At 35.8% G+C, this 13579-nt stretch carries 16 protein-coding genes; 12 read left to right on the forward strand and 4 right to left on the reverse strand.

The features are described 5' to 3' along the window. The first annotated feature begins 30 nt into the window (after positions 1–30). The 10 genes from ACJROP_RS01895 (at position 31) to ACJROP_RS01940 (ending at position 8206) form a co-directional block, all read left to right on the forward strand. Entirely contained in the window at positions 31–666 is a 636-nt protein-coding gene (locus ACJROP_RS01895) for a flavodoxin family protein (RefSeq protein WP_406533808.1), read from the forward strand. 3 nt (positions 667–669) lie between these two features. Next, positions 670–2025 carry an MATE family efflux transporter gene (locus ACJROP_RS01900; RefSeq protein WP_406533809.1) on the forward strand — a complete coding sequence of 452 codons (1356 nt, stop codon included), beginning with the start codon at positions 670–672 and terminating at the stop codon, positions 2023–2025. Further along, entirely contained in the window at positions 2025–2432 is a 408-nt protein-coding gene (locus ACJROP_RS01905; RefSeq protein ID WP_406533810.1) for a GNAT family N-acetyltransferase, read from the forward strand. Before ACJROP_RS01900 ends, ACJROP_RS01905 begins: the two co-directional genes overlap by 1 nt. Before the next feature lie 8 nt (positions 2433–2440). Continuing rightward, the gene (locus tag ACJROP_RS01910; protein ID WP_406533811.1) at positions 2441–3217 is read left to right on the forward strand and encodes an alpha/beta hydrolase; all 777 of its coding nucleotides are present in this window, start codon (positions 2441–2443) and stop codon (positions 3215–3217) included. A gap of 10 nt (positions 3218–3227) precedes the next feature. Continuing rightward, a complete protein-coding gene (locus ACJROP_RS01915; RefSeq protein ID WP_406533812.1) occupies positions 3228–3563 on the forward strand; it encodes a hypothetical protein in 336 nt (111 codons plus the stop codon). A 91-nt stretch (positions 3564–3654) separates the two neighbouring features. After that, positions 3655–5256, forward strand: coding sequence for a CTP synthase (locus ACJROP_RS01920; RefSeq protein WP_406533837.1), 1602 nt, complete (start codon positions 3655–3657; stop codon positions 5254–5256). 127 nt (positions 5257–5383) lie between these two features. Beyond that, positions 5384–6211 (forward strand): prepilin peptidase, encoded by an 828-nt coding sequence (locus tag ACJROP_RS01925; RefSeq protein ID WP_406533813.1) that lies wholly within the window; start codon positions 5384–5386, stop codon positions 6209–6211. Then, complete coding sequence (locus ACJROP_RS01930; RefSeq protein ID WP_406533814.1) at positions 6212–6640, forward strand: class III signal peptide-containing protein; 429 nt, start codon at positions 6212–6214, stop codon at positions 6638–6640. 77 nt (positions 6641–6717) lie between these two features. Further along, positions 6718–7521 (forward strand): hypothetical protein, encoded by an 804-nt coding sequence (locus ACJROP_RS01935; RefSeq protein WP_406533815.1) that lies wholly within the window; start codon positions 6718–6720, stop codon positions 7519–7521. 4 nt (positions 7522–7525) lie between these two features. Continuing rightward, the gene (locus ACJROP_RS01940) at positions 7526–8206 is read left to right on the forward strand and encodes a TIGR00289 family protein (protein WP_406533816.1); all 681 of its coding nucleotides are present in this window, start codon (positions 7526–7528) and stop codon (positions 8204–8206) included. A 1-nt stretch (position 8207) separates the two neighbouring features. Here the strand turns inward: ACJROP_RS01940 and ACJROP_RS01945 are convergent, their stop codons facing one another. The 3 genes from ACJROP_RS01945 to ACJROP_RS01955 are packed head-to-tail and all read right to left on the reverse strand — an operon-like array spanning position 8208 to position 9886. Next, positions 8208–8747 (reverse strand): AAA family ATPase, encoded by a 540-nt coding sequence (locus ACJROP_RS01945; RefSeq protein ID WP_406533817.1) that lies wholly within the window; start codon positions 8745–8747, stop codon positions 8208–8210. A 5-nt stretch (positions 8748–8752) separates the two neighbouring features. Beyond that, positions 8753–9490 carry a 4-phosphopantoate--beta-alanine ligase gene (locus tag ACJROP_RS01950; RefSeq protein ID WP_406533818.1) on the reverse strand — a complete coding sequence of 246 codons (738 nt, stop codon included), beginning with the start codon at positions 9488–9490 and terminating at the stop codon, positions 8753–8755. Between the two features lie 12 nt (positions 9491–9502). Next, the gene (locus ACJROP_RS01955) at positions 9503–9886 is read right to left on the reverse strand and encodes a hypothetical protein (RefSeq protein WP_406533819.1); all 384 of its coding nucleotides are present in this window, start codon (positions 9884–9886) and stop codon (positions 9503–9505) included. Positions 9887–10210: 324 nt separating this feature from the next. On the opposite strand from ACJROP_RS01955, the gene ACJROP_RS01960 reads away from it, so the two are divergent. After that, positions 10211–11257, forward strand: a complete 1047-nt coding sequence (locus ACJROP_RS01960) for a ribonuclease H-like domain-containing protein (protein ID WP_406533820.1) — start codon at positions 10211–10213, stop codon at positions 11255–11257. A 1-nt stretch (position 11258) separates the two neighbouring features. After that, a complete protein-coding gene (locus ACJROP_RS01965) occupies positions 11259–12773 on the forward strand; it encodes a HEAT repeat domain-containing protein (RefSeq protein ID WP_406533821.1) in 1515 nt (504 codons plus the stop codon). On the opposite strand, the gene ACJROP_RS01970 is transcribed toward ACJROP_RS01965, so the two are convergent. Further along, positions 12768–13526 carry a 4Fe-4S binding protein gene (locus ACJROP_RS01970; RefSeq protein WP_406533822.1) on the reverse strand — a complete coding sequence of 253 codons (759 nt, stop codon included), beginning with the start codon at positions 13524–13526 and terminating at the stop codon, positions 12768–12770. The genes ACJROP_RS01965 and ACJROP_RS01970 overlap by 6 nt on opposite strands. Between the last annotated feature and the right edge of the window lie 53 nt (positions 13527–13579).

Consider the following 13579-nt stretch of genomic DNA (forward strand, 5'->3'; position numbering starts at 1 on the left):
TTCAAAGATTGATAGATGGAGATTATTAAAATGAAAGTAATTCTTGTTAACGGCAGTCCTCACAAAGAGGGATGCACTTTTACAGCACTCAGTGAAGTTGAAAAGACTTTAAATGAAGAGGGCATTGAAACTGAAATATTCTGGATTAAGACAAAACCTATAACCGGCTGCATTGCCTGTTTGAAATGCGGTGATAAAGGTGAATGTGCATTTGACAATGATGTAGTAAACGAATTTGTCAAAAAGGCATATGATGCAGATGCATTCGTATTCGGATCACCTGTTTATTATGCTAGTGCAAATGGGTCTATGGTTTCCTTTTTGGACAGGGTATTTTACTCAAACTCTCATGGTGCTAATGCAGAGGCATTTAAGCATAAGCCTGGTGCAGTAGTTTGCTCTGCAAGAAGGGGCGGTACAACTGCAACTTATGATCAATTGATAAAGTATTTAGGAATTTCCCAAATGCCAATCATTTCATCCTATTATTGGAACATGGTTCACGGAAACACTCCTGAAGAGGTCCTTCAAGATGAGGAAGGATTATCTACCATGAGACAATTGGGTCATAATATGGCATTTTTCTTGAAATGTCTTGAAGCGGGTGATGAAAAAGGTTTGACTCTCAATGAAGAGCCTAAAGCCCGTACAAATTTCATTAGATAAATTATGAATATATTTAAAACTCCTGAAGGTTATATTTATTCTAATAGGGCATTGCTCGCTTTATTCATTCCACTTCTGATTGAATATGGTTTGGAATTTTGTGTGGGTCTAGCTGACTCCATAATGGTTGCATCATTAGGCGAAGCTGCCATTTCAGGTGTTTCTTTAGTGGACTTTTTAGTCCAGCTTCTTATTTTTTCATTTTCAGCTCTGGCAACGGGAGGTGCTGTTGTAGCCGGCCAATACTTGGGTGATAATCAGATTGAAAAGGCACAAAACTCTGCAACCCAGTTGATATGGTTTTCAACAATCTTGTCAACCGTTTTGATGATTGTGGTAATTCTTCTGAGATATTTCCTGATTGGGCTTTTGTTTGGCCAAATTGAAGCTGACGTCTGGGCGAATGCAGACATATACTTATATATTGTAGCATTGTCAATCCCATTTTTAGCAATTTACAATGCGGGTGCGGCAATTTTCCGGACAACCAACAATGCATCTCTTCCAATGAAGATTCTTTTGGTCTGTGATGTTTTGAATGTTATCGGCAATGCATTCTGCATTTACTATTTGGGCTGGGATGTTAGAGGAGTTGCCATTCCAACAGTCATTTCAAGGGCACTGGCTGCAGTTCTGATATTATATTTCGTTGTCGATGAGGATTATAAACTGCATATTAAAAGGACTTTAAGGCACAAATTTGACTTCAACATCCTCAGAAAGGTTCTTCAGGTAGGCATTCCGTATGGTGTCGAAAACGGACTTTTCCAGTTGGGAAGGGTATTGGTCCTGAGTCTTGTTTCAACATTCGGAACAATGGCGATAGCCGCAAACTCCGTTGGATATGCAATCGGAATATTTTCAGTCCTGCCAGGTTTTGCAATCAATTTGGGACTGACTGCTGTAATTTCAAGATGTGTCGGCGCCAACGATTATGAACAGGCAAGGTATTACAATAAGAAGTGTCTTGTCATTGTTGTTATTTCACACATCGTTATAAATCTGTTGATCTTTGCAGGATTGCCGTTGATTTTGGGCATCTACAACTTATCTGCCGAAACTGCCGCAATGACAACCGAAATGGTCATCTGGCACGGAATATTTGCAATCATAATATGGCCGATATCATTTACACTGCCTTCAACATTCAGGGGTGCCGGAGATTCAAAATCAGTAATGTACATCAGTCTGGCAGTAATGTTTATCTGCAGAATAGGCCTATCTTATGTTATAGCGGACTGGATGGGAATAGGAGTGTTCGGAACATGGATTGCAATGTTCATTGACTGGTATGTGAGGGCAGGAATTTACGTTTACAGATATTTCACAAACAAATGGACAGAATATAGGGTGGTTTAATGAGCGAGATAAAATACAAAGAAATTCACGAATTCACAAAAGAGGACTTGCAGGATTTGTTCTTGTCTGTTGAATGGTCTTCAGGCCATTTTCCGGATAAGCTTCAGATTGCAATGAGAAACTTTGAAACAGTAATCTCTGCATGGGACGGAGACAAGCTTGTAGGCATGATCTGTGCAATGGATGACGGGATAATGACTGCATACATCCATTATCTGCTTGTAAGGCCGGATTATCAGGACAAGGGTATTGGAAGAGATCTGGTTTCAAGGGTTAAGGAAATCTATGATGATTATTTGAGGATTGTCGTTGTGGGATACGATGATGAAGTTCACTTTTATGAAAACTGCGGATTTGAAAAGGCGGATGACGCAAGTCCGCTGTTTATTACTGATTTATGGACATAGGTGTTAAAATGGTTCTGTTTAGAGGAGACATAAAATGTAAAAGTCTGCAAAGACGCACATCAATCAGCGTAATATTGCCTGCCGACAATATTCATTTCCTGCAGGACAGAGAAGAGATAGTTTCGCAGCCCTATAAGACATTATATTTCCTTCATGGACTGTACGGAAGCGATGACATAGTCCTTGCAAACACTTCAATCCAGAAGTTTGCAGAGGATAGGGGAATAGCTATTGTAATTCCATGCGGTGAAAACAGCTTTTATGTTGATAACGAGCAGGCTCATGCCTATTACGGGGAATATGTCGGACAGGAACTTTTGGACATTACAAGAAACATATTTCCGCTTTCCGATAAACGTGAAGACACATTCATTGCAGGATTTTCAATGGGTGGTTATGGAGCTATCAGAAACGGTTTGAAATACTCCCAGAACTTCTCAAAAATCGGAATGATTTCATCAGCATTGATAACTGATGATATTGTTAACTATACAAGCGATGATAATGTGCTGCGTTCAAGACGATTTTATGAATCAATATTCGGCAATCTGGATGAATTGAAAGGTTCCGACATGGATCCGAAGGCATTGATTGAAAGCACTCAAGACATTCCTGACATTTTCATGGCTTGTGGTGAGGATGACTTTTTATTCGACAAGAATGTTGACTTTTACGAATTCTTAAAATCTGAAAACGTCGATTGCGAGTTTGTAAAGGCTGAAGGCGAGCATACTTGGGAATTTTGCGATAAATACATTAAGGAATTTATCAAAACATTGATTTAGAGGTGAGGTTATGAGATGTCCGCAATGCGGCAGCGAACTTGATGAGGACAATTACTGCAGTTACTGTGGGGAATTTTTCAACCAGAACGATATGGACTTTGACTCAATGGTAAACAATGGAGATGAAATCTGCTTGAACTGCACATTTTGGTCAGTAAGCCCATATGGAGCTTCACATGGGATGATATGCAGAAAAGGATATCCAACAGACGGGCCTGGAGATTCCTGCAGTGAATTTATGCAGGAAAGCCATTTTGCCAACTATGGAGATGGCGGAGAATTGCAGTTTGACGAGACCGGAAGTGCCATCTCAAATAAATTATATCATTGGAAAAATGGCAAATAAATCTTCTATTTATAAAGTGATTAAAATTTTTATATATCATAAAAAACTAAAATTATATTATAATTTCTAATGATGATAGGAGAGGATTGTTCTGACAAAGTATATTATTATAACTGGTGGGGTTGTAAGTTCCATAGGTAAGGGTATTACTTCTGCATCTATGGGAAGGATTTTAAGATCATATGGTTTAAAAGTTGCAGCTATTAAAATAGACCCATATTTAAACTGGGATTCTGGAACACTCAATCCATATCAACACGGTGAGGTATTCGTAACCCATGACGGTATGGAAACTGATTTGGACCTTGGTCACTACGAAAGATTTTTAGACGTTGAACTTGACGGTTTGGCTAATATTACAACAGGAAAGGTTTATGAATCCGTTATTGCCAAAGAAAGGGAAGGCGGATACTTGGGCGAATGCGTACAGGTTATTCCACACATCACCAACCGTATTAAGGAAATGATTAGGGAAAATTCTGAAAGCGCCGATTATGATGTTGTTTTAGTCGAGCTTGGCGGTACTGTCGGAGATATTGAAAGCCAACCTTTCCTTGAGGCCTTAAGACAACTCAGAAATGAGGAAGGCCGTGAAAATGTCATGTTTGTCCATGTTACATTCATTCCCTACCTGAATGCAGCTGGAGAATTCAAGACAAAACCAACCCAGCATTCCACCAAAGAATTAAGAAGTGTCGGTATAAATCCTGATGTCATCGTATGCAGGTCTCAAGAACCGATTGACGATGGTTTAAGGAGAAAAGTAGCTCACTTTTGTGATGTTGACTTTGAAGCTGTTGTAAATACTCCTGATGCAGGCACAATATATGAAGTGCCTTTAGTTTTAGAAGACAGGGGAATAGGCAAATTCATTGTTAATAGGATTGGCCTTGACATTGAACCTGATTCATCTAAATTGGATGAATGGAGAGAAATTGTCAAATCCTTAAAAATAACTGAACCAACAGTAAATATTGGTATTGTCGGCAAATATGTTGAGCTTGAAGATTCATACATCAGTATTAGAGAATCCCTGCTTCATGCAGCGGCAAGCATTGGCGTAAAAGCCAATATCAAGTTCATGAGTTCCGATGTAGAGGAATTGGATCAGGACGCCATGAAAGAATTGGATGGTATTTTGATTCCAGGAGGATTCGGAGAACGTGGATTTGAAGGCAAATTGGATGCAGTCGAATATGCAATTGAAAATGATGTACCTTTATTCGGAATCTGTCTTGGAATGCAATGTATGGTAACTCAATTTGCAAGGATTAACGGTTATCCTGGTGCTAACAGTTCAGAATTCGATGACAATTTGGAATTCCCTGTTATTGACATGATGGAAGAGCAAAAGAAAATCAAGAACATGGGAGGAACCATGCGTTTAGGATCCTATGACTGCAAAATCATTGAAGGAACCAAAACTTATGATGCTTATGGGGTGACTGACATTGAAGAACGTCATAGGCATAGATATGAGTTCAACAATGATTACAGGGATGACCTTCAAGAAAAAGGTTTGATAATTTCAGGTACAAGTCCTGATGACTTCTTGGTTGAAATTGTTGAATTCCCAAATCATCCATGGGCTATAGGTTGTCAATTCCATCCGGAATTCAAGTCAAGACCTAATAGGCCACATCCATTATTCAAATCATTTTTAGAAGCTATTTATGAGTATTCTAAAAATTAATTTTTTCTTTTTTTATATTCTAAAAACAATTTTATAAGCTTATTTTCTATCTATTTAATATAGTTTGAAGTTAAATACTGTAATTATGAATTTAACCACCATATTTCTAATTCAAATATTAATTACGATGTTATTTGCCATAATGGCGGCAATTTATGATGTAAAAAGAAATTTTATTCCTGATATATTAAATTATGTTCTGATAATTTTTGGCCTGTTTTCAAATCTGATTTTGTCATTAATTTCAACCAACATTAAATTCATTTTTGCTTCAATTATTTCAATGCTAATCACATACACTATAACATATATGCTTTGGAAATTGAATATGTGGGGTGGTGGCGATGCAAAATTATTCACTGGTATTGCTACAGTAATACCATCTGGCATAAATATCGATTTCTTGAATATTTTTCCCCAATTGTCTGTTTATCCCTTTTCGTTCAGTGTTGTTATAAACAGCATCCTTGTTTCATTCCCGTTTTTGGTCATATTTGTTGTTCATCTGATTTCCAAAAATGAGATATTTAAGGATAACGTTGATTTTCTATTCAACATCTTCAATATTGAAAGCTTAAGATACATCATCAATTCGACCCTCAACAAATTAATTTCAATTAAGGATTTGGAGGAAGGAATGATTGTTAATGACTATTATTTCAACAATGAGTATATTATTGAACTGATAAGTGAAATTGACGGCAATCTAAAAGTTTACAGGACTCATGACAGGGATGATTTCAAATATTATTTCAAATCCCAAAGTGCCGGTGGCATTACAAACAAGGAGATGTGGCAGCTCAAGATCATGAATGCGCAAAATATAATTTCGGACAACATTTCCATAAAGGTTTCGTTTCCGTTCACGCCTGCAATATTGGTTGGTCTAATAATAGCCATAATCTATGGGGATGTAATGATGTTATTTGCAAAGAATTTGGTTTTGGTGATTTAGATGATAAAGGAAAATTCCGCTCAGGGTTCACTGGAATACATTTTGATATTTGCGATTTCATTGATGGTGCTAATGCTTTTTACATTGCCATTGGCTGAAGAGTCAATTAGGGATACTGTTGATGTATCTGACAGCCTGAACGCAAAATCAGAAATGTCCAAAATTTCTCAAGCCATTAAGGAGGTTTATGGGGAAGGTCAGGGATCCAGGCATACAGCCGATGTAAATTTCAATAAGAAAACTAAAGTAACAATCACAGATAATTATGTGTCCTGCAATCTAAAACTAAAGGATAATTCAAATAAGCAGATAAGGGAACATATTAGCTCAAAAATCAAAAAAACTTCAATCACTCTTGATAAAGGGGAAAATAGATTGATCGTTGAATGGCCGATGAATAGTAAAAATATGATAATCTATAATGAATAGTTATTTTTACATACGAAATTATTTTAACTATTAAACTTAAAATATTAAAGTGTTAATAATTAAACGGCTGTGGATTTATGGATATTATAACTATGATTATTTACCTCGTTTTGTTCATTATAATGATGGTATTCGTATTCTCAATTGGAATGCTAAGGCAGTACATGCCTAAAAGGGAAATCATTTTGGTGCTTGTTGTAGCCTTCTTGATTGGGGCAATTGGAGGGGCATTTTTCCTTGACCCGATTTATGATGAGTTGCCTAATGTTGTAGCGGCTTTTGAAAAGAGCATGCCCAATAATGAAGAGACCCTATACCTGGACCTGTCATCTTCTATCGACATTGATGAGTTAAGAGAGAATTTAACAGGTACTGAAGGATTCAGGTCATTTAAAGAAGATTCTATTACGATACCTATGTGGACGTTTAATGAGCGGGAACATAATTACTTTGAAGAGATTGTTGGAAATATAGACTATAACTATAAGGATTACAATATAACTTCTTCAGAAATCAAGATTTCTCTTGAAGACAATTACACTTCCTCTGAAGCTTTAAAATCTTTTTCAGATTGGTATAAACTAGTTTATGGAGATACCATATCCTATGCACAGGTACATGCCATTCTGGTTGTCGATTCAACATCTCTAGACACCTTTGAACAGAATTTGCTTGAAAGGGGCATCGTAGCAACAAGCATTGAAGGACCTATTCAAAATAGCGTTAACAATACAAACCAGTCAATGTTAACAAACACTGAATTTACATTAGTTTGTGGCGGAATTGGTGTCGTTGTTGCAATTATTGGAATTTACATAGATTCCGTTGTTCCGGCATATAGAAGATTTAGGAAATTTACAAACGATAAACGTAAAAGGTAGTTTCATGAAAGTTGCAATCTTGTTTTCAGGCGGTAAAGACAGTACTATGGCAGTATATAATGCTTTGGAAGCGAAAGAGGATGTAAGATATCTTCTTTCAATGAAATCCAGAAATGATGAGTCATACATGTTTCATGTTCCAAACATTCACATTACTGATCTGCTGTCCGAAGCGCTGGATATCCCAATCATTTCCGCTGAAACTGACGGAGTCAAGGAAGAGGAGCTTAAGGATTTAAAAAATGAATTTGAAAATCTTAAAAGTTTAGGTGTTGAAGCCATATACACTGGAGCGCTTTTTTCAGTTTATCAAAAGTCAAGAATTGAGAAATTGTGTGATGAAGTTGGCTTAAAGGCAATATCTCCATATTGGCATGTTGATGAGCTTGAATACATGAGAAAGATTGTTTCTTTAGGTTTTAAAATTATTGTTTGCGGTGTTGCTGCATGGGGTCTGGACGAATCCTGGCTGGGCAGGGTCATCGATGATGAAGCTATTGATGAGCTAGTCAAGATCAATGAAAAGTATCAGGTCAACATAGCCTTCGAAGGCGGTGAAGCCGAAACGTTGGCTATTGATGGTCCTATTTTTAAAAAAAGAATTAAAATTTTAAAAGATAAAAAGGAGTGGCATCTTGATAGTGGAGTGTACATTATCGAAGATGCAGTTTTAGAAAATAAATAATTTATAAATCGATTTCATCAAAATATTCAGTTATTTCTTTACAGCAGCTTTCTATATCGCTTTCATTTACAATCATCTTGTCTGAAAGGGAAATGACGCTTCCCAATCCGAAACCTAATTCTGTATCGTCTCTGGCTTTAAATACATTATAGTCGGTTGAATCATCTTCTCTCATTCTTAATTTTAGTCTTTCAAACCTTAAAGCGGGATTTGCAAAGATGGATACGATTAAGAAGTTGTCAAAGTTTTCCTTAAACATTTCAACTTCATGTGGGCTTCTGATTCCTTCAACAACAATACTGTTTTCCATTCCTTCATCTAGGAGTTTTTTAATTTTTTTAACGGTTAATTCAGCAACAATATATTGTCCAAATTCTGCTCTTAAATTTTTAGCAGTTTCTTTAGAAGGTTCTCCTCTTTTTTCAGCTTCTTCACGTACAATGTCGCCCATGCTTACAATGATTGCTCCTTTTTTAGTTGCCATTTCAGAAACTAAACTTTTTCCTGAACCTGGCATGCCAGATACTCCGATTATTTTCATTATATTCACTCTTTTATTCTAATTTGTTCTAATGATTCTTTAAGATTCTCTTCATTGTCAAAGTCATTTACCATGTCGATTAGGACTTTCTTGTCTTGAGTCTTCAAGTCTTCAGCTATTTTTGTCATGAAAGGTATTGCTCGCACTATATTGTCCATTATGGAGACGTCAGACATTTTTGATGTTCTTGAAAGAGGATTCAAATCAATTGTGATTATGTTTTTGCCGCTCTTTTTCAAGATTTCAGCCCTGTCTCCGTCTTCAAGCGGAATCAATATTGTATCTGCCGCATATATTCCAGTTTTACTGGCTGTTGCTCGATTATTCTTTATATCATCAAGGTACTCGATTTCATCATCAAGTGTTCCTAGGATATTTTTATACCCATGGTCCTTGTATAATTGGGTGATTATTTTTACTCGCTCATCAGTTCTGTAAAATAGGTTGATTTCAATTTTTGCTTTGACGGCATTAGCCAATTCGATTATTTCATCAATAGCTAATGCAGTGGCATTTCCATTTACGGAAATCACTGGATTATTTGATAAAAGTAGCGCTGCAACTGCAACATACATTGCCCTTTTTGCAGGATAAGTTGTTTTTTCACCAATCAAGTAGTCAAAAGCTTCTCCTCTACCATGTGCAATTAATGCAGAATCTGCTAAATATCCCTCTTGTGCGGCCTTAACCATTTTATCTCTTAAAACTAGTGACTCATAACGAGGGTGTGATTTTGGTATCATGTTTTTATCTCCTTATTTTAAATCAATTTTCATTTGAGCTAGATATCCTAAAAATGTTGTTATTAATAAGGTGAGTATTATCATAGAAAAGATATGCATAGGGTAATCTTGAATCATTATAGGTCTGTGTCCCGGTAAAATAAAAAATACATAATCACAAATCATATCGATGAAAACAAATATCAATCCTACTAAAAAGCCTTCAATAACCTCATTTTTTTCAATGTTTCTGATATAAAGTATTCCAAAAAATCCAGTTACAAGTATTATGATTATAGGTACTACTATGTTGATGTTAGGCAGGTTATCGGTGAAAATCGGATTAAAAAATGATGTAAGCACATAGGTTAAAAACCAAATGAGTATTCCGAATATTATTGCTAATTTAATCTTCATAGTAAAACCTTAAAAAGTAACTAATTAATATTTTTGGTTTAAAAATCATATAAAGTTTACTAACATTGCTTTGGGCTGATAATTCAAAAAAAGTTTTGGGATGTTAGGTAGTAAACATAATTCACTACCTAACAACTTGTTTTAACAAGCTTTTAGAGAAATGAATTTTAAAATTTGGCTGTTTAATCTATCTCTCTGGCTACTTTGTAGCCAATTATATTATTTGAAACTTACTATATATAAAGGTTATGGTATAATTTATAAAAATTCAAGTATACTTTACTAAAAAACTATATATTCCATAAATTAATAAAGTTAAATTGAATGACACATGATTATAGAATGGAAGAATATTTAAGAAAAGCATTATCTGGTTCAATGCACTCTTCGAATCAGTTGAAAGATGTAAAAACTAATGAAAGAAGTTTCTCGCATTCTTATTTTGATGATTTTAAAAAAAAATTAATTATTGAATATGAAGATAAGTCATTAAGTGATGTGATGAACTGCAAATTGTCAAAGACATCTTTTGGTGATGCTTTAAAAATCACGACAAAAGAAAAGATTGATTTCAATATAGAGGACAATAATTTCATGGACCAGATCAACGATAATCTTAAGCTGCTTCCAAGAGTCGGCCCAAAAACCGAACAAAACCTTAAAAGCAAAGGTTACACTACAATAGAATCATTGAAGTGTCACGATAGATATGCAGATGTCGCAACAAAATTTTTGGATGAGATTGAGGGCATGTCCTTTAGAGAGATAATTGACTTGCTGGATAATAACAGGTATTCCAAAAGATGCAGGGACAATCTGCTTAAATGCATCAGCCTAACGGATATAGAAAACTTCAAATTCATGGATATTGAAACCAAGGGACTTTCCAATGTTCCAATAATATTGATTGGTGTAGCTGAGATTAAGGGAAGCAAGATAATAGCTTCTCAATATTTCTTAAGGGACTACACCGAAGAGCCAAACATCATTGATGCCTACCTGTCCCACATCGACGATGATTCGGTGCACGTCACCTTCAATGGAAAAAGTTTTGATGTGCCGTTTATCAAAAACAGATGCGTATATAATGGAATTAATGCAAACATAGATTTGCCCCATCTGGATTTGATGTATTTTGCAAAAAATCTGTGGTCCGGTTCGATTCCGAATTGCCAACTTCAGACTATAGAACGTGAAATATTTGGAATTTCCCGTGAAGATGATGTTCCAGGCCAGTATATTCCAGGATATTATGATACTTATATAGCTGAAAATAATATAGGGCCTGTCGTTCCAATAATTGAACACAACTGCCAGGATATTATTTCACTCGCCAGCTTTCTTGAGAAAATGTATGAGGATGTAAATTAAAATGGGTTTATTTGATAGATTTAAAAGCAATGATAAGGATAAAAAGGAAAAAAAGAAAAATGCCGTCCCGGATGATATTGAAATTGATGAGGACCAGCTGGAGTTGAAAAGAATAGCTACCACTCATAAGGACAGGTATAAAAGAGCGGAAGCTGCCGATAAGATTACCAATCAGTTTGTAGCCCTTGACATGTCCAAAAATGTTAAGGATAGGGCAATAAGATTGATTGCCATAAACAAGGTTCAGGATAAAGATCTATTGAGGGATGCGGCGGAAAACTCACAATTCTTTGATGTAAGAAGCTTTGCATGGGAAAGGCTCGGTGAGAATAACAAGTCCATTGCCGAGATTGTCATAAACACCAAGAAAAACGTGAATGTGGATGCAATATTCAATAAGATAGTTGATGAGGAAACCCTCAAATGGATTGCAATCGAAGCCGATGACAAAAGGTACAGGAATGAAGCGATAGAAAAGATCCATTCAGAAGAAATATTGTATGATTTGGTTTTCGAATCCGGCGACAATTCAATTAGGAAATCCTCTGTTTTAAAGGACACTTTCACAGATGAGGAAATTCTAAAAAAAGTAGCTATTGAAGATAAGGACGAGGGAGTAAAAAGGGCAGCCATAAGCAAAATAGTAAATGAGGATGATTTGGCCGAAATTGCGAAAAATGAAGACAATGCAAAAATCAGGTCATTAATATTTGATAAAATAGAAGACCCTGAAATTCTAAAAAATATTGTTTTAAACTCTGAAAAGTCCGATGTTCGCCTTGATTTAGTTCCTAGATTGGATGATGAAGAACTATTAACTCAAATCGCTCTCAATGATGCTGATAAAATTGTCAGAAGCGAAGCCGTTAAAAAGATAACCAATGAAGATGACCTTGTTAAGATTATCTCATCTGAAAATGACAGATTTGTTCGCCAGATTGCAGTAAACAACATCAGCAATCCTCAAATCCTAACTAAAATAGCTATTGAGGATGAAGACCAGTTCGTAAGAAATCATGCAATTTCTAATCCTGCTTTGGTCGATGAAAAGGATTTTGAATATATTGCAATCAACTCAACTGATGAGGAAATAGCAAATGAAGCATTAAAGCACATAACCGATGAAAAATCATTCATTGAGATATTAAAGAATGCAAAAATTCCATCAATCAGAAAATCCACTTTGGACAATATCACCGATTTGGAAACACTAATCAGAATTGTTCTTGCAAATGAGGATGAGGAATTTTCCCTTAAGGCATTGAATAAGATTAAGGTTGAAAAGTGCTTGATGAAAATCTATGAACAGGGCATATCTGAAAATATTTCTGTTCGAGCGGTTTCCCTTATCAAAAATCAGAATTATTTAAGTGATGTAGTTAAAAATGATGAATCCTGGAGGGTTCGAGAAGCGGCTGCCAAAAAGATAATAAGTAAAAAAGTATTAAAAGAAGTTGCAAATACTGATGAAAATGAATATGTAAGAAATGTTGCCAAAAAGAGGATGAACCTATAGATAGAATTCAGGCTCTTTTCTTTCACTATTTGCTTCTTCAAATGCTGGTTTTTTAGTTTCAAATGCTTCTCCAGTAAAGCTACGTGCATCTTCCGGACAGATTGAGATGCATGCAGCACATCTTGAGCATAAATCAAGGTCAGTATCAATCGGATCATCATCCGGAATGGCCTTTTCAGGACATATTGAAACGCAGTCATAACAGAATGAGCAGAGTGTTTCGTCGCTGCTGACTACAAACGGCAACTGTTTATAATCCACATATGGTCTGTTTCCAGGAATTTCTGATGCCAAACTTTCACCAGTTTCTATTTTTTCTTGGCATTTTTTGGCAAATTCGTTTATCTTTTCAATGTCTGCACTGTCAGGCCTTCCCACTGCAACGCCATCAAATATTGAGTGGTGGCTTATTGTTGATGCAGCTGCAATCACGTTAAAGTTGTTTTCCTTTAAAAGGTCCACTAATTCAAGCAACGCATCTGTTACATGTGCATTTCCATAGTTCACTACAGCTATTGCGGGGGTGTTGTCACCTTTTAATTTTTCCAATCTGTTTCTTGCAGTTTTTGGAATCCTTCCTGCAAAAACAGGCATTCCAACGATTGTGATATCGTCAGAAGAAAATATTTTATTAGCGTTAAAATTCAATAGGTCATAAGCTTCGCCGTCTTGGCCAATGTTTCCGGCAATCTGTTCAACTACCTGTTTGGTTGTTCCTGATGGACTGAAATATATTTTTGTTACATTTGACATACTCTCACCTATTTTAATATTATATTTACAATCACTTAATAATTTCGGATATT

Origin of the sequence: Methanobrevibacter sp. (assembly GCF_045220775.1) — an archaeon.
Lineage (GTDB): Archaea > Methanobacteriota > Methanobacteria > Methanobacteriales > Methanobacteriaceae > Methanocatella.